15 protein-coding genes are annotated in these 16484 nt (G+C 38.0%); 10 read left to right on the forward strand and 5 right to left on the reverse strand.

Annotated features, from left to right (window positions below; translation table 11 throughout):
• Positions 1 to 115 precede the first annotated feature (115 nt).
• The 3 genes from pomA to thiI all read left to right on the forward strand — a co-directional run bounded on the left by pomA (position 116) and on the right by thiI (position 3423).
• Positions 116 to 880 carry a flagellar motor protein PomA gene (pomA, locus tag IV514_RS03355; protein ID WP_206483480.1) on the forward strand — a complete coding sequence of 255 codons (765 nt, stop codon included), beginning with the start codon at positions 116 to 118 and terminating at the stop codon, positions 878 to 880.
• A gap of 11 nt (positions 881 to 891) precedes the next feature.
• Complete coding sequence (locus IV514_RS03360; protein WP_206483481.1) at positions 892 to 1848, forward strand: flagellar motor protein MotB; 957 nt, start codon at positions 892 to 894, stop codon at positions 1846 to 1848.
• 120 nt (positions 1849 to 1968) lie between these two features.
• Positions 1969 to 3423, forward strand: coding sequence for a tRNA uracil 4-sulfurtransferase ThiI (thiI, locus tag IV514_RS03365; RefSeq protein ID WP_206483482.1), 1455 nt, complete (start codon positions 1969 to 1971; stop codon positions 3421 to 3423).
• 40 nt (positions 3424 to 3463) lie between these two features.
• Here the strand turns inward: thiI and IV514_RS03370 are convergent, their stop codons facing one another.
• The gene (locus tag IV514_RS03370) at positions 3464 to 4387 is read right to left on the reverse strand and encodes a 2-dehydropantoate 2-reductase (protein ID WP_206483483.1); all 924 of its coding nucleotides are present in this window, start codon (positions 4385 to 4387) and stop codon (positions 3464 to 3466) included.
• A gap of 143 nt (positions 4388 to 4530) precedes the next feature.
• Here IV514_RS03370 and IV514_RS03375 point away from each other — a divergent pair, with 143 nt between their 5' ends.
• Positions 4531 to 5013: a YajQ family cyclic di-GMP-binding protein gene (locus tag IV514_RS03375; RefSeq protein WP_206484010.1), complete on the forward strand. Its 483-nt coding sequence runs from the start codon at positions 4531 to 4533 to the stop codon at positions 5011 to 5013.
• Positions 5014 to 5082: 69 nt separating this feature from the next.
• Here IV514_RS03375 and IV514_RS03380 read toward each other — a convergent pair whose 3' ends face one another.
• Positions 5083 to 5946: a hypothetical protein gene (locus tag IV514_RS03380; protein WP_206483484.1), complete on the reverse strand. Its 864-nt coding sequence runs from the start codon at positions 5944 to 5946 to the stop codon at positions 5083 to 5085.
• A gap of 309 nt (positions 5947 to 6255) precedes the next feature.
• On the opposite strand from IV514_RS03380, the gene IV514_RS03385 reads away from it, so the two are divergent.
• A complete protein-coding gene (locus IV514_RS03385) occupies positions 6256 to 7602 on the forward strand; it encodes a sodium-dependent transporter (protein ID WP_206483485.1) in 1347 nt (448 codons plus the stop codon).
• Complete coding sequence (locus IV514_RS03390) at positions 7599 to 8249, forward strand: DUF922 domain-containing protein (RefSeq protein ID WP_206483486.1); 651 nt, start codon at positions 7599 to 7601, stop codon at positions 8247 to 8249. The genes IV514_RS03385 and IV514_RS03390 overlap by 4 nt, the downstream gene beginning before the upstream one ends.
• 31 nt (positions 8250 to 8280) lie before the next feature.
• Here IV514_RS03390 and trxA read toward each other — a convergent pair whose 3' ends face one another.
• Positions 8281 to 8595, reverse strand: coding sequence for a thioredoxin (trxA, locus tag IV514_RS03395; RefSeq protein WP_206483487.1), 315 nt, complete (start codon positions 8593 to 8595; stop codon positions 8281 to 8283).
• 111 nt (positions 8596 to 8706) lie between these two features.
• Here trxA and IV514_RS03400 point away from each other — a divergent pair, with 111 nt between their 5' ends.
• Positions 8707 to 9582: a LysR family transcriptional regulator gene (locus IV514_RS03400; protein ID WP_346776889.1), complete on the forward strand. Its 876-nt coding sequence runs from the start codon at positions 8707 to 8709 to the stop codon at positions 9580 to 9582.
• Between the two features lie 101 nt (positions 9583 to 9683).
• Positions 9684 to 10412 carry a transporter substrate-binding domain-containing protein gene (locus IV514_RS03405; protein WP_206483488.1) on the forward strand — a complete coding sequence of 243 codons (729 nt, stop codon included), beginning with the start codon at positions 9684 to 9686 and terminating at the stop codon, positions 10410 to 10412.
• A 191-nt stretch (positions 10413 to 10603) separates the two neighbouring features.
• Here the strand turns inward: IV514_RS03405 and IV514_RS03410 are convergent, their stop codons facing one another.
• Positions 10604 to 11302 (reverse strand): TIGR01621 family pseudouridine synthase, encoded by a 699-nt coding sequence (locus IV514_RS03410; RefSeq protein WP_206483489.1) that lies wholly within the window; start codon positions 11300 to 11302, stop codon positions 10604 to 10606.
• 343 nt (positions 11303 to 11645) lie between these two features.
• Here IV514_RS03410 and gshA point away from each other — a divergent pair, with 343 nt between their 5' ends.
• Both gshA and IV514_RS03420 read left to right on the forward strand, forming a co-directional pair.
• Entirely contained in the window at positions 11646 to 13217 is a 1572-nt protein-coding gene (gene gshA, locus IV514_RS03415; protein ID WP_241242159.1) for a glutamate--cysteine ligase, read from the forward strand.
• A 693-nt stretch (positions 13218 to 13910) separates the two neighbouring features.
• Positions 13911 to 14531, forward strand: coding sequence for a hypothetical protein (locus tag IV514_RS03420; RefSeq protein ID WP_206483491.1), 621 nt, complete (start codon positions 13911 to 13913; stop codon positions 14529 to 14531).
• 607 nt (positions 14532 to 15138) lie between these two features.
• On the opposite strand, the gene IV514_RS03425 is transcribed toward IV514_RS03420, so the two are convergent.
• Entirely contained in the window at positions 15139 to 16425 is a 1287-nt protein-coding gene (locus IV514_RS03425) for an HlyC/CorC family transporter (RefSeq protein WP_206483492.1), read from the reverse strand.
• Positions 16426 to 16484 lie beyond the last annotated feature (59 nt).

The raw sequence follows: 16484 nt of genomic DNA on the forward strand, positions 1-16484 counted from the left end.
TTTCTGTCATTGTTGGCGATCAAAAAAACGTGAGAATTTGTATTCGCCTATCAACAACCCTTAGGGTATTATCAAGAAAAGGGCTGGTGATTTAGCAACATTTTTGGAGGCTTGTGTGGATTTAGCTACGCTACTGGGAATTTTAGGTGCCATTGGTTTTATCGTAATGGCAATGATCTTAGGTGGCGATATCAACATGTTTGTTGATACCCAATCTATTCTAATCGTATTTTGTGGTTCTTTGTTTATCGTCTTAGCCAATTATAATTTGGGGCAGTTTTTTGGTATTGGCAAAATCATCGCAAAAGCATTCATGTTCAAAATTGAGCAGCCGGAAGAGCTTATTGAAAAGTCAGTTGAAATGGCTGATGCCGCGCGAAAAGGCGGCTTTTTAGCGCTTGAAGAAGCAGAGATATCGAACTCTTTTATGCAAAAAGGAGTTGATATGCTAGTAGATGGCCATGATGCCGATGTTGTCAGAGGCACATTACAAAAAGATATTAGCTTAACGACTGAACGCCATGAAAGGGGCATAGGGATGTTATCTGCTTTAGCCGATGTTGCGCCAGCCATGGGGATGATAGGTACTCTCATCGGTTTGGTTGCTATGCTGTCAAATATGGATGACCCTAAAGCTATTGGACCGGCAATGGCGGTTGCCTTGTTAACGACATTGTATGGTGCTTTTCTTGCAAACGTAATTGCCATTCCCATCGCCAACAAGTTGAAAATACGTATGGCGGAAGAAAAATTAAACCAAGAGCTGATTCTTGATGCAGTATTAGGTATTCAAGATGGGCAAAATCCACGCGTGATTGAAGGTCTGCTGAAAAATTATTTAGCAGAAGGTAAACGCGTGATTGATACCACTGAAGAGTAAGCGAGGTCGCTATGGCTAATCCTCCAGAGTGTAAGTGCCCACCCCCAGGGTTACCGCCTTGGATGGGGACGTTTGCCGATTTAATGTCGTTGTTGATGTGCTTTTTCGTATTATTACTGTCTTTTTCAGAGATGGACGTGTTGAAATTTAAGCAAATCGCAGGGTCAATGAAGTTTGCTTTTGGTGTACAAAATAAAATTGAAGTCAAAGATATTCCTAAAGGCACCAGTATCATTGCGCAAGAGTTCCGACCGGGTAAGCCTGAACCAACACCAATCGAGGTGATGCAGCAACAAACGGTCGAGATGACGCAACAAATGCTGGAATTTCAGGCGGGTGATGAAACTTCTGCTGGTGGTCGACAAGAGCAGCGCGGCACTGAGCGTGGTGGCCAGTCGCAAAGTACCGCTGATGAAATGTCCGCCCAAGCAGCACAGAAAGCCAAAGATGAGCTAGAAGAAGCATCACAAGAACAAGTGAATGAATTAGTGAAGAAAATTGCCGAACAGCTTGAACAGCAAATTCAAGATGGTGCAATAGAATTAGAATCACTAGGTCAGCAAGTGATTATTCGCATCCGAGAAAATGGTTCATTCCCTTCGGGCTCGGCATTTTTGCAACCTAAGTTTCGCCCTATTATTCGTGAAATAGGGGAGTTACTTAATACGGTACCGGGTGAAATTATGGTGTCAGGCCACACGGATAATCAGAATATTGCTTCAGAACTTTTTACCTCAAACTGGGACTTATCAAGTAAACGTGCAGTGGCGATTGGCCATGAATTACTCAGAGTGCCAGATTTTGATGCCAGTCGTATGATCGTTGCAGGGCATGCTGATTCAAGACCATTAGTACCTAACACTAATGCGTTAAATCGTCGCCGCAATCGTCGGGTTGAAATTGCAATCAACCAAGGTAAAGCAAAAGAAACAGAACCGTTTTCTGTAATTCGATCTGATAATAACTAAATCAAAAACATATTAATTGAAAGGATCTCTTCGGGGATCCTTTTTTTGTTATACAGCATACAGGCCTTAGGGTATAATGCGCGCCAATTATTTTAACTGCAGTTGTTATTCGGTATTTTTATGAAATTTATTGTCAAGTTACAGGCTGAAATTGCGATAAAGAGTCGCCCTGTACGTAAGCGTTTTACTAAGATCTTAGAGTCTAATATAAAAAATGTTTTACGTCGTGTTGATGAGCAAGTAACAACAAAAATCAACTGGGATAGCATTGAAGTTAACAGTAAAAATACTGATGAAGCCAATCGTCAGCAATTGATTGAAACCTTACAGTGTATTCCAGGTGTGGCGATGTTCATTGAAGTTCAGCGCACAGACTTTACTGATTTACATGATATTTACGAAAAAACCTTAGCTATACATGCCAAAACCATCGAAAACAAAACTTTTTGTGTGCGTGTCAAACGTACGGGAGAACATGAATTTACCTCGTTGCAAATTGAGCAATATGTCGGTGGAGGCCTTAATCAGTCTGTCGAAAGTGCTAAAGTACAATTGCGTAAGCCTCAGGTGACGATTAACTTAGAAGTGAAACGTAATGATTTATTTATTGTCACTGATAAATACGCTGGTTTAGGTGGTTTCCCTATTGCTACGCAAGAAGATGTGCTTTCTTTGATGTCTGGCGGCTTTGACTCTGCGGTGTCAAGTTTTCAAATGATCAAAAAAGGGGCCCGCACTCATTATTGTTTCTTTAATTTAGGTGGTTCGGCTCACGAAGTTGGTGTCAAAGAAGTCAGCCATTATTTATGGAATAAATTTGGCGCCTCACACCGAGTAAAGTTTTTTGCTGTTGATTTTGAACCTGTGGTTGCTGAAATTCTAGAGAAAATTGAAAACGGTCAAATGGGTGTTGTCCTTAAACGTATGATGATGCGTGCAGCAGCCAAAATTGCTGAAAAACGAGGTATTCAAGCGTTAGTAACAGGTGAAGCGCTTGGGCAAGTATCGAGTCAAACATTAACAAATTTAAATGTGATTGATCGTGTCACTGACACCCTGATACTTCGTCCTTTAGCGGCGTATGATAAACAAGACATTATTGATATTGCTCGAAAGATTGGTACTGAAGATTTTTCAAAAACGATCCCTGAATATTGTGGAGTGATCTCCAAAAAGCCAACTGTGAAAGCAGTGTTATCAAAAATAGAAGCAGAAGAAGCGAATTTTGACTTCGCTATTTTAGATAAAGTCGTTGAGCAAACACGTATTCTTGATATGCGTGATATTGGTGACGCTGCTGAGCAAGAAATTCACGCGGTTGAGGAAATTAAAGATATTCCAGGCAATGCCATTGTATTGGATATTCGTAGCCCCGAAGAAGAAGATGAAAACCCTTTGGAAATAGATGGCGTAGAGGTTAAACATTTACCCTTTTATAAATTAGCGACACAGTTTGGTGATTTAGATCAGTCAAAAGAATACTTACTATATTGTGATCAAGGTGTAATGAGTAAGCTACAAGCACTTTATTTGATTGATAATGGCTTTCATAACGCGAAAGTATATCGTCCATAAATTACTATATTTTCAAGCACAAAAAAAATCGTCTATTTCATTATGATGTAGACGATTTTTTGTTAGGTAAACCTTGGTTGGATAATTCAGTTACCGCTTGAGTCAATGCATAATTTATTGGCGTTTCGATATGCAATTTTTTTCCTAAACGAACGATAAAGCCATTGATATGAGCAATTTCAGTCGGCCTGTTATGTAGAATGTCACTGCGCATCGAGGAGCAGTTTGTTGCCGTACTTTGCGCAACATTAAGCACTAAAGCCGTTAATTCGGTTAAGTTGAAGTTGATTTGCTGCGCTTGAGCGACTTGTATAAATTCACTTAAAATGGCGTTAATGTCGGGTAGAAACTTTTGTCTTGTGATCGCGCCATTATCGCAATTATTCATAGCAGTGAGTGGGTTGATCACACAATTAATCGCTAACTTACGCCATTGCTTTTCTTGAATGTGCTCAGACCAAATAGTCTCGGGTAATGCATTATTTAATACTTTTGTGAGCTGCTTTGCTGTTTTAGCAGATAAATTACCACAAAGTAGGCCAATATCACTGGTGCCTTGACCAGTGTGTTCGATAGCAAATGCCTGATGCTTCTTACTTGCGTGAGTGGTCAGTAAAGTTAATAGCGAATTTTGCGCTGGTAACGATTCTGTCATCAACATACCGTTATGACAAAGTATTAGCGGTGTTGAGGGAGAGATAAAAGGCAAATAGTCGTTAAATGCCGCTTGGTAGTGATACGCTTTCAGGCAAAATATGACTAGCTCAGCGTGCATAAGGTTCTTTTTATGCGCCATGGTCAACGGAGCTTTTTGCCAAGTTCCATCACTTAAAAATTGCATTTCGCTGGGTGTTTTGGCGATACTCGAAGAACACAGTATAGTAACCTTGTTTTTTGAACATTGACTCAGTTTGTAATACCACAATAAACCGATTGCGCCTTGCCCAATAATGGTTATTTTCATCTGTGATCCTCAAAAATAGGAAAGTGTGGGGTATTGTGCAAGCAAGCGGCTTCTCTGTCACTGTTGATTACTGTCACTAACTGTTTTTAACCTGATTGCTTTTTGCTATTATGCCAAAAAATTGTAAAAGAGAGATAGTGTTTATGCCTTCAATGGATATAGTTTCAGAGATAAATTTAGAAGAAGTGCGTAATGCCACTGAAAATGCGAGTCGTGAACTTGATACACGATTTGATTTTAGAGGTGTTGAGGCTAGCTTTGAGTGGAAAAAACCGAATGTGATAGTCAAAGCTGAAGGTGATTTTCAAGTTAAACAGTTAGTGGATATGTTACGTTCACAATTAACTAAGCGTAAGATTGATGCTAAATCAATGTCGGTAGGAGCGCCCGAATTTTCTGGTCGTAATTGTTCTGCTACCTGTAATTTTAAAGAAGGCATTGAGCAGCCAGAGGCTAAGAAAATTGTTAAATTAATTAAAGATAGTAAATTGAAAGTGCAAGCGGCCATTCAAGGTGAGCAAGTCAGAGTAACAGGTAAAAAGCGTGATGATTTGCAAGCTGTAATGCGTTTAGTTAAAGACGCTGAGCTAGAACAATCATTTCAATTTACTAATTTTCGCGATTAATTATTGCAAACTTTTTGTAAAAAATAACGCTCACTAAGGCTAACTTGCTGAGCGTTTTTTTAATGATGATTACTCAATAATTGTATTGTGTGATCTGCGAATATCTATCCATAAACTTTTTCTTTTTAATGGCGTTTTGTCTGATAAGTAAGGGTTTTTTAAGATAAATATTTTAAATTGATTCTGTTCAAGCCTATCCAGTGCATGACGAAAGTGCTTATAAAATAGTTGATCAAAACTGCCATCGCTTAATGCCTGTTCGAGCCCATAGCGAATATCATCAGCTAATGTTTGGTTGTCCTTGGCCACATAAAAATAATAAGCTGTTGGGTAATAAATTAACGTTGTACCGTTAATTGCGATATTCAATGATTTATGATCTTGGTATTCCCAGTCTATCTCTAGAATGGAGCGAGGAAAATAATCAAAACGTTGCTTAGCCAGCATGAAAAATAAACCTTGATAGTCGCTGCCTTTTTCAACACGAATATCATTGGCTTCCAATACTTTTGTATCACTCCATCGGTGAAACTGCCCCGGGACCAATTGCTTAAACTGTTCAATCGTATGGATATTTTTAAATAAGTTTGCTTGTTTTTTATTTACCAAAGGCATTCGTAAGCCATTTAACCCTTTTAGCACAGGTATTCGAATGGGGAGTGCTTGTTGTTCTCGTTCTATGGTTGAACCGCCAAAAATCACATCTATATATTGCTGCTGATTCATAAATATAAATGCACGATATTTGGGGATTTTTTTCTTAAGATTTACTAATGTGTATTGCTTTTCTGGATGGTAGCTTAAGACGTGTTCAAGCAATTCAGATTGATAACTTTGCTCTAGTGTGCCGTATAAAGTGATGGTTTGAGCAGCGAGGTGATGAGTATGGCTATACAACAAAATAGCAATAATAGAGATAAACTTCTTTCGCATAACATCCACTGATACGTATATTTGAGCATCAATTATATCTTACTTAGTGTTGATATGGCTAGGGTAATTGGGGGCTGTGTTTACTTCTTTGTGGCTATCGCAATGAGTCATCGACAGCTAGGGCATTATACTTTTTGATCGAAGCTGCTGATTGGATTTGTTGATTATGTAAACAATTGAGTGTTTGGATGTTTACAGTTTAATCTTTTTGTGAATAGTTAAAGCCCATATTGAAGATAAAAATACTGTTTTTCTTGATTTAGATTAAGTAAATTAGGCAGATATTTATAATAACAAAGATGAAAATTAATGGCGGCTTCAAGAGGTGAGTTTAGCTCACGCATTGGATTTATTATGGCTGCGGCAGGTTCCGCAGTAGGTTTAGGTAATATTTGGGGATTTCCGACACAAACGGCCAGTAATGGCGGCGCAGCATTTGTTTTGGTGTATTTGGTATTGGCATTTTGCCTTGCCTATCCAGCATTTATGGCAGAGTTATTAATTGGGCGATATGGCCAAGCCAATGCCGTGACATCATTACAAAAAATGTCACGTACCCCTTTTCATAAGCGTTTTGCATTTTTAGTGGGTTTTGGTGGTGTTGTCTGCGCCGCGCTAATCTTAAGCTTTTATGGTATTTTAGCTGGTTGGATGATTTCCTATGCGACTGAACCAGTATTAACGCTAGGTAGTGCTAATTCTGCAGCCGCTTGGGTGGTTGAACAGTCAATGGCTCGTAATATTCTGTTCACAGCCTTGTTCATGTTTTTAACGGTTTTTGTTATTCGACGTGGTGTGGAAGACGGTATTGAGAAATGGTCTAAACGGTTAATGCCATTGCTTATTGTCTTGCTGTTGGTATTAATTGCCTATGTATTTACCTTAGACGGTGCGGCTCAGGGGTTAAACGCTTATTTAAACCCTGATATTTCACGAGTACTAGAGCCTGACTTATTGATCAGCGCATTAGGACAAGCGTTTTTTTCTTTGTCGTTAGGTACCAGTGTCATGGTTATTTATGGCTCATATATTTCAAAAAATGAAAACTTAGTGAGCTTAGGCGCACAAGTAACTTTAATTGATGTATCAATTGCTTTCTTGGCCGGTTTGTTAATTATACCAGCAATGTATGTTGCACAAGCGCAAGGGGTGGCGATATTTGCAGAAGATGGTAGTTTAATTTCTGGCTCAGGGCTTGTTTTTACGGTATTACCAAGTTTGTTTGATACTATGGGTAGTATGGGGTTATTCGTGGCATTTTTCTTTTTTATCTTAATGTCGGTTGCTGCGCTTACCTCATCAATCTCTATGCTAGAAGGCCCTGTTTCTTACGTGGTTGAGCGCCATCAAATTGAACGTAAAAAAGCGACAACAATGATTGGCGTCATTATTTTCTTAATGAGTCTCGTGATTATTAGTAACTTAGGGGTGATGCTTGATTTTGTTGCCACATTAGCCACGGAATACGGTCAGCCAATTATAGCGATGTTATGTTGTGTCTTTGTCGGCTGGATTTGGCATCGTAGTGAAATTCTCAAAGAGCTACAGCAGGGGAATGAAACGGTGGAACACGGCTTTTTTTGGAAGATCTGGCCTTGGTATACTAAATTTATCTGCCCGACAGCCATCGCAATAGTGTTTATTCACTCTTTATGATGGTCATATTAAAACGTTATCGTGTCGTTTTTTCTTTATGCTTGTTGCTTTGCTCTCAGTTAGGCTATGCGAAGGTAGATGAGAATATAGCAACTTCTTATTATCAGATATCGGGAAAAAACTTTAAGGAACTTAGTCAAAGCGTTTTAGAAAATGGTCCGACTACGATTTCAGGTAAACAACCTTGGGCTAAAGTGGCGTGGAATATTTTGACTGAATACCATTTTAAAACGTTGAAAAATGGTTGTTTATTTGTGCTATCGAGCATGGAGGTAGAGGCAGATATTTTTCTACCTATCTGGCAAAATGTGAGTGACGTCTCTCCAAAAACAAGACTTTGGTGGCAAGAGTTCTCATTGTTTATGGAGCAACATGAGCAACGTCATGTTGATAATGTCATGGAAGTAGCTAAATCATTTCAACAAGCGATTACACAATTTGATGTTTTTACTTCATGTGATGCTGCTCTGCAGCATTATTTTGATGTAAAAAATCAGTATATGGATGAAATAAACGCGAATGACTTTGCGATAGATAGGGCGGCGTTAAGCCGGATTAACTCTAACGAGCGTTTATTTGAACCTCTTAAAGACATCGGTGGGATCTCTATTGAAAGTGGTGGTATGAGAAGTGTTATCAGTTTTTAGACGATGACATCAAGACATCGTCTAATCACAATTATTGATTCACAAATTCAGCCACTTGTTTTAGAGATGCTGCGCCGACTTTACGATCAATTAACTCCCCATTATTCATCAATAGTAAGGTCGGGATCCCTCTGATGCTATATTGTGTCATTAACGATTGTGCCTGATCCGCATCTATTTTGACTACTTTTAGCTCCGGTTGTTGCTCGGCAATTTGTGTAACAACAGGAGCTATCATCTTACATGGTCCGCACCACGGCGCATAAAAGTCTATCAATACTTTACCCTGATAATTTAGCACTTCTTGTTCAAATTGTGTGGCAGATATTTCACTTACTTGTTTCATCATGATTCCTATTTTGCTTATTTTAATGAGTAGCGATAGTGTAAAGAATTTGTATTGTTTTGATTAGTCCGGTTTAATAGGATTGATTATTCTAAAAATGAGACAATAATTGTGATAAAAGCACTGGAGCATTACGCATTTTTTACGGTAATTGTTGAAGAAGGCTCGATGACGAATGCCGCTGCTCGTCTTGGTATACCGAAATCTAAACTGAGTAGACGACTAGCTGTGTTGGAGCAGCAATTAGGTACTCAGTTATTGATCAGAACGACAAGAGCTCAGCATTTAACCGAGAGTGGTTTGTTACTTTATCAACATTGCAAACCTCATGTTGACGCACTATTTGATGCACAACATTTAGTCAATGATGCGGTTTCTTCTGTCAAAGGTAAGCTTAGTTTATTGTTACCACTAGAGTTTTTTAATAAAGTCATTGGTCAATTGATCACAGACTTTGCCCTTGCCTATCCGGCGGTAGAAATTCATTGTCATCATTATTCTCAATACCAACCAGATATTGATTATCAATATGACTTAGTGTTTGTGTTACATGAACAACCGTTACCTAGTTCGCAGTGGATAGCCAAAACTTTATTAAGTTTTCCTCAGTCAATTTACTGCGGGCAAGGGTATTCGCACTTGCGATGTACTGCACTGAATGACTTAACCAAGCAACAAGCCATTGTTGCTAAGCCAAAAGAAGCTTGGTTATTTCGTCAAAATAACAAGACCTTAGTGATCAGCCCAAAAACCGCCATGATGTTATCGAGCCCAGAAATGCGTGTTCAGGCTTGTCAGCAGGGGATAGGGTTATTAAAATTGCCAGACTATATTGGCAAAGCTGATCATAAGCTTCGCTCGGTTAAATTACCTCACGCTTTAGTGGCATTACAACTAAGCTTACTATATCAAAACCGTACTATTGCGGCTAAAACACGGGTGTTTTTAGATTATTTTCAAAGCAAGATTGGATGTTTGTCTGAATGATATTACAATCAAGTTATCGCATTCTTAAAAATATAACGATGAGATTTTTCAGCCTATTTATTGCGCTTTTCTTACTACTTACTTCAATAAATTGTATTGCTTTGGAACAGTCTCCAGAGCAGAAAACCATTTACCTGATTGGCGAATTATTATATCCCGTTACCAATGCTGATGGTACAGGTCAGCAGTTTGAAGTAGCAAAAGAAATATTTGCTCAACATGGTTATCAAGTAAAGACTAGTGTTTACCCTTATAGAAGGGCAGTGAAACTCTTTGAAAATGGACATGCAGATATGATGATAGGTATGTTCAAAGATGAAAATTTTCAATTTAACTATTCAAAGTACCCACATGACACAGATAACTTGCTCGCTATTTTTCCTAAAAAAAATGAAAAAAACTGGCAAGGAGTTAATTCCTTAGCGAATAAAGAAATCACCTTTTTGGCTGGATTAGGCCAACCTTTCAGTCAATATTTACCCTCATTTTCCTTTCAACAGAACGAGGTACAAACACGCAAACAAGCTGTCTATAAGCTAATGCATCAACGAAGTGACTATATGGTGGATACTGAAGGTTCATATTTATTAGCTGAAAGACTTAATATTACTGATGATTTGGTTGCTAAACTAATCGGTTATGCGGAGATTTATGCCGCGTTTGCAGATACACCTAATGGTATGCGTGCGAAGCAGCTGTGGGACTCAAGCTATCCGAACTTTATTTTAACTGATAAAGCTCGGTCTATATATCAAAAATGGGGGCTTGAGCGGGAATATAATGTGACGAAAACGTACTATCAGCAATTAAAATTATCTACAACTGAGTAACCGCAACTTTGCATAAGCAATACGTTTCTAGCAGCTATGTTTACTGACTTTTGTGTTATCTTGAAGCGAAATAAACAGTTATTCCAGCTCCTTAAATCCTTGAATTCAAAAAAATATCAAGCAGAAATATAAGATACTGTTAAGTTATTGTTTTATTGAACTTAGCACTATTTCTGATACAAATCTGAAGGTTAAGTAAGCTTTGTCGGCCATTCTAGTTGCCAAGGAGGATTTAACTGCATTATTTTTGTTTGTGCATTGCTACTGTTAAAATAGTCTCCAGATGTTGGGGGTAAGACATATTGATAGAGCTTGTTGTGATAGTTAAATTGTAAAGCATAAGCATGTAAATAACCGCGATCCGCGGTTGTTTTACCGTAATAGTTATCGCCAAGTATGGCTGCCCCAATGCTTGCTAATGCCACTCTAATTTGATGGGTTTTGCCTGTGTGTGGTTTGATCAGAAATAAGCGCAGCCCTTGTTCAATGCTGTAACTAAAAAATTGACTAATCGCTGGGTTATCATTTGTTCTCATTAATTTCCACATACCGCGTCGGCTTTTCTCCATGTCGCCTTTGATCAAGCCTTGTTTTTTCTTGGGTTTTTTATCACTTAGTGCGAGGTAGTATTTTTCAATTTCATGCTGTTTGAACAGTTCTTGAAAGCGGTTCGCACTTTCTTTGGTCGTAGCGAAAATAATCAAGCCTGACGTCATTTTATCAAGGCGATGGACTGGGTATAGCTCTGGTACGGCGAGCATAGATTTAACTTGATGAAATAAGCCTAGCTGTTGCTGTTCATTGTGAAAGCTGACTCCGGCAGGTTTGTTGATAATAATAAAGTCGGTTTGCTGATCAACTAGTTGAATTTCAGGTATCTCAGATGTCATAAATTTTTATCAGCCATGTCTTAAATAGTGATGGTTATTGCCATAACAGAAAGGAAGAAAAATGGGTGTAAGTTCCAGTTAATATCGTCTGTCTTATTGTTTAGCTCACTTTACCTGATGATGAAATGATAAAAAACCGTTATTATCATTTTGAGTGAAAGACATACCGATGAAAGTTAGTTCAAGGTAAATAGGTCTTAGTTAAGCGGTAAAGCATGTAATTATAGCGCTTTCGAATAACGCGTTTATAATTATTTTGATTAAATCTAATGAAACGCATTGAAATAGCAAGATTTAACCCTAAATAGTTAAATAGCTTATGCTCAATGTTACAGGGAATATTTTGTCAAATTCTTATCAGCACTATATCGACGCGTTCAGCGACGATAATCACATCACTTCGTTAACTGGCATTGGTCGAGGAATTGAGCGGGAAGGCTTAAGAGTACATAAAGCAGGGCGTTTATCAGAACATGGTCATCATCATGATTTGGGCGCAGCTCTCACTCATTCAAATATTACTACAGACTACTCAGAGTGCTTGTTGGAGTTTATTACGCCAGTAAGTCATAGTCCGCAGCAATCAATTGATCAATTGAGAGATATTCAAAAGTTCACGTTGTCACAAATGAATGGTGAAGTGATCTGGCCAATGAGTATGCCATGCTTTGTCGAAGATGATGACAAGATAGTGTTAGCCCAATATGGCAGCTCAAATATTGGCACAATGAAAAATGTTTATCGCCGCGGTTTAAAGAATCGTTATGGTAGCATGATGCAAGTGATTGCAGGTATTCACTTTAACTTTTCATTTTCTCAACAATTTTGGCAAACATTAAAAACTATCGATCAAAATAATGATGATATGCAAACCTTTGTCTCTGATAAATACTTTGCGTTGTTGAGAAATTATAAACGCTATTGTTGGTTGATCCCTTATTTGTACGGCAGCTCTCCTGCAATTTGTCCATCATTCTTACAAGGTAAAAAGACAAAGCTACCATTTAAAAAATCTGACAGTGGTTACTTATACCTTGAACATGCAACGTCATTGAGAATGAGTGATTTGGGTTATACCAACAGTGAACAATCGTCATTACATATTTGTTATAACGATTTGGCTGGCTATATTGATGGCGTTAAAGAAGCGATTAATTTACCTTCGAAAAAGTTTGAACAAATCGGGGTGAAGGTTGATGGCAAGTACCGTCAATTAAATAGTAATGTGTTACAAATTGAAAATGAACTATATGCTCCGATCAGACCTAAGCAAGTTGCTGAATCGGGAGAAAAACCGTCAGAAGCATTAACTCGACGAGGCGTTGAATATATTGAAGTAAGAGCATTAGATGTCAATCCATTTGTTGATACAGGGATAAGTCTTGAGCAAATACATTTCCTTGATGTTTTCTTAACGTTTTGTCTTCTAGAGCCTAGCCCATTATTAAACTGTGATAAGCAAAATGATTATCAGAAAAATATGGAAGATGTTGTGGTACGAGGTCGAGATCCTCAGCTGCGTTTGATGGATAATGGTAAAGAAAAATCAGTACCAGAATGGGGTGATGAGTTGTTTGCTCAAATGAAGCAAGTTGCACATTTATTAGATCAAGCATACGACAGCGATGTTTATGGTAAAGCGTTAGCTTTTGAGCAACAGAAACTAGCCGATCCTAGTTTAACGCCTTCGGCACAAATGTTGTCACTCGTGGTGGAGCAAAACCAAAGTTTAACCGAGTTCGCTTTAAGCCAAGCTAGCCGTTATCGCAGTGAAGCGTTAGCTGCTGACTACCAGTTTTATGATCAACAATACTTTATTGAGCAGGCAGAATTATCTCATCAACAACAGCAACAGATAGAGCAGAGTGATGAGCTAGATTTCGATCAGTTCTTAGCTAATTATTTTGCTAGCTAGAGGTGCAAGGTCTTTATGGCCTTGTATACTTTTGACAGTTAAATTTTAGGTAAAAAAAAGCGCGTTAGGGCAACGCGCTGTAACAAATAAGAAAGCAGTCCAGGGAGGTATTTGCTCTCAAACATTATGACCGTCTACATTTTTATTAGTTCAATATTTATTCAATAATTTTTGATGTTTTTTCTTAAATATTAATTTTTCATTTTAAGTGCATGAAAGCTAATATCATTTTCTGTTATTTTTTTATAAAAAAATGCCCATTAATAAAATGGGCATATCAAGTAAATAAACACTAAGGGAAAATGTCTCTCAATAATTAAGAGTCGTTAATTTTTCAAAAGTTCAAAACTATGTGTAAAAAATTAGAATAAAAAAAACGCGTTAACTTTACAGAAAACGCGTCAAAAACATGAAACACTAAGGGAAATAAAAACCTCTCGTCTAGTATGAGTACAAGTGAAAGAATAAGTTCAAAATAAATTTAAAATGTAGATAAAAAAAAGCGCATTTCTAAAATTAGAAACGCGCTTAACAAGTCCAGGGGAAACACTATATGAAAGTATTAACAGTAAGAGTAGTAAGGAGATAAATAGTTCAAAAATAATTTAAATAAATTTTTATTTTTTTTACTTACTGTTAAAAGTTGTTGTTTCTGGCATTATGACGTCAGATGTTATTTAGTTTTTTGATGTTATGCAAAAGGTACATTCTTTTATTATTGCTGCGTTAGCAACTCTGCTACTTTCAAATTGCGCAACTCCTCCTCCACAAAATCCCGAGAATTTATGTGAAATATTTCGAGAACATCGAGATTGGTATTTCGCGGCTAAAGATGCACGCTCTCGTTGGGGGGTGCCTATTCATGTACCGATGAGTTTGATGTATCAGGAGAGCTCATTTAAAGAAGATGCTCTGCCACCTCGTGACTATCTATTAGGTTTTATTCCTTGGGGACGAGTAAGTACTGCTTATGGTTATTCTCAGGCGAAAACCATGACATGGGAGGATTATATTCGGGAAACGGATAATTCAGGTGCTGATCGCGATGATTTTGATGATGCAATCGACTTTATGGCTTGGTTTATTTATAAAACCCAGCGGATTAATAAAGTGTCGAAGTGGGACGGTTATAATCAATATTTAAATTACCACGAAGGCTGGGGTGGATTTCGCCGCAAAACATATAAAAAGAAGGCTTGGTTAGTTAAAGTTGCCCGTAAAGTCGATAACCGAGCACGTCGGTACAGCAGCCAATTAAAAAGCTGTGAAGCTGACTTAGATAAAAGCTGGTTGTGGCGATTATTTTTTGGATAAGAGAAAGAGTTGAAGCCTTGTTTTACATATAGCGAGACTTTGGATAACTTTTAAGCCTATGTCCTTATTTAGGCAAATATATGCTTAAAAAGCGGTTAAAATCCTCTAAAAATATGCTTTCACTTTCTATGATCAAATTACGGTTATTTTTGCTTGATTGATACGTAAAAATGTACGAAGAAATTATTAGTTAAAATTTTTAAAATCCCCGAGCGCATGTTTTAATTTTACAAGTTAATAGACTGCATTTTCCTTGCCAAAACAACGGATTTAGGAAAAACTCATGGCTAGCGCACGTCAGCTTTGAGCTTTTCATTTATGTTAAAAAAACTTCATTTTTTCATTAAAAATAGTTTGCAAAATGCAAAGCCATTGATTTATTGGTCTTGCAAATGTTATCCACAGAAATTGTGGAAACATGAAAAAACGATCTTGGGTTGTGGATAACGTTGTGAGTTTTTTTGTTTCAACTTGCCATTATCCACATTAAATGTTTAAAGTTACAGCTCTGGCAAGGCGAGTCGTCGAAACATAGCCGGAGATATCGCTTAGCCGAAAATCACAACGTAGTGCTTCAACTATGTTGTTAGGCTAAGCGTAGTCTGAACTATTCTTCTTGTGCAGGCGTTTTTTTATAAAACTCTGGCTGAATACGTACTGATTTGACCATGTTATCGGTTACATCAACTATCTCTAGCGGATAACCCGCAATACGGACACTTAAGTTTGATTCTGGAATATCCTCTAAATACTCAAGGATCAAGCCATTAAGTGTTTTTGGTCCATCGGTGGGGAAGTGCCAATTCATTTCTTTATTAATATCACGGATGGTTGCCGTACCATCAACTAAGTAACTGCCATCAGGTTGAATATTTACCTCATCACAGGCTGCTGGCGTCATTGTCGTAGTAAAGTCACCGACAATCTCTTCCAGTATATCTTCTAAGGTAACTAAACCTTGAATATCTCCATATTCATCAACAACTAGGCCTAAGCGTTCTTTCGCATGTTGAAATTTCAATAACTGTACATTGAGGGTAGTGCCTTCTGGAATAAAATACAGCTCACGTACCGCACGGATCAATGTTGCTTTGGTGAACTGATTTTTAGACAGTAATTTTAAGGCATCACGCATATGAAAATACCCAACAACATCATCAATGCTATCGCGATAAAGTAATACTCGGGTATGGGTAGATTGGGTTAATTGTTTCTGAATTTTTTTCCAGTCATCGTTGATATCAATGCCCACTAGCTCACTGCGTGGTATCATGATGTCTTCTACGGTGACTTTTTCTAAATCCAGTATACTGACCAGCATATCCTGATCTTTTTCCGCTAACAATGCGCCAGATTCGTTTACAACGGTGCGTAATTCTTCTGAGCTTAAGCTGTGTTGCTCTCGCTGTTTAGAACTAACACCCAGCAAGGATAAAATGCCATTGGTGATCCAGTTAACCGCGATAACTAATGGATAAAGCAATTTTAATAGCACGGTTAAAATGATTGAGCTTGGAAATGCAACCTTTTCTGGATAAAGCGCAGCCAAGGTTTTCGGAGTTACTTCGGCAAAGATTAATACTACCAAGGTAAGAATAAAAGTTGCATATACTACACCTACGTCACCTAACAAGCGCATACCTATAATGGTCGCGATAGCTGAAGCAGCAATGTTGACCAAGTTGTTGCCTATTAGTATCAAGCCTATTAGACGGTCAGGTCTTTCGAGTAAACGACCAACACGTTTCGCGCCTTTATGCTTTTGTTTTTCTAAATGACGTAACCGATAACGGTTAAGTGACATCATGCCGGTTTCAGAGCCTGAAAAATAGGCTGAGATTAATATGAGTATACCGAGTATGGTAAACAACATATTGGTTGAGATGCTATCCAAAAAGTGGTCCTTTAGTTCCTAATCAATATAGCTGATGCGCCTAATCACGCACTATGGTG

This window comes from Thalassotalea sp. G2M2-11, assembly GCF_017168195.1.
In the GTDB taxonomy this organism is placed as follows: domain Bacteria; phylum Pseudomonadota; class Gammaproteobacteria; order Enterobacterales; family Alteromonadaceae; genus Thalassotalea_E.

Excerpts from the sequence above, each read along its gene's own strand:
- IV514_RS03360 (WP_206483481.1), top strand. The coding sequence starts at position 892 with ATGGCTAATCCTCCAGAGTGTAAGTGCCCACCCCCAGGGTTACCGCCT.
- thiI (WP_206483482.1), top strand. The coding sequence starts at position 1,969 with ATGAAATTTATTGTCAAGTTACAGGCTGAAATTGCGATAAAGAGTCGC.
- IV514_RS03370 (WP_206483483.1), bottom strand. The coding sequence starts at position 4,387 with ATGAAAATAACCATTATTGGGCAAGGCGCAATCGGTTTATTGTGGTAT.
- IV514_RS03375 (WP_206484010.1), top strand. The coding sequence starts at position 4,531 with ATGCCTTCAATGGATATAGTTTCAGAGATAAATTTAGAAGAAGTGCGT.
- IV514_RS03380 (WP_206483484.1), bottom strand. The coding sequence starts at position 5,946 with ATGCGAAAGAAGTTTATCTCTATTATTGCTATTTTGTTGTATAGCCAT.
- IV514_RS03385 (WP_206483485.1), top strand. The coding sequence starts at position 6,256 with ATGGCGGCTTCAAGAGGTGAGTTTAGCTCACGCATTGGATTTATTATG.
- IV514_RS03390 (WP_206483486.1), top strand. The coding sequence starts at position 7,599 with ATGATGGTCATATTAAAACGTTATCGTGTCGTTTTTTCTTTATGCTTG.
- trxA (WP_206483487.1), bottom strand. The coding sequence starts at position 8,595 with ATGAAACAAGTAAGTGAAATATCTGCCACACAATTTGAACAAGAAGTG.
- IV514_RS03410 (WP_206483489.1), bottom strand. The coding sequence starts at position 11,302 with ATGACATCTGAGATACCTGAAATTCAACTAGTTGATCAGCAAACCGAC.
- IV514_RS03420 (WP_206483491.1), top strand. The coding sequence starts at position 13,911 with ATGCAAAAGGTACATTCTTTTATTATTGCTGCGTTAGCAACTCTGCTA.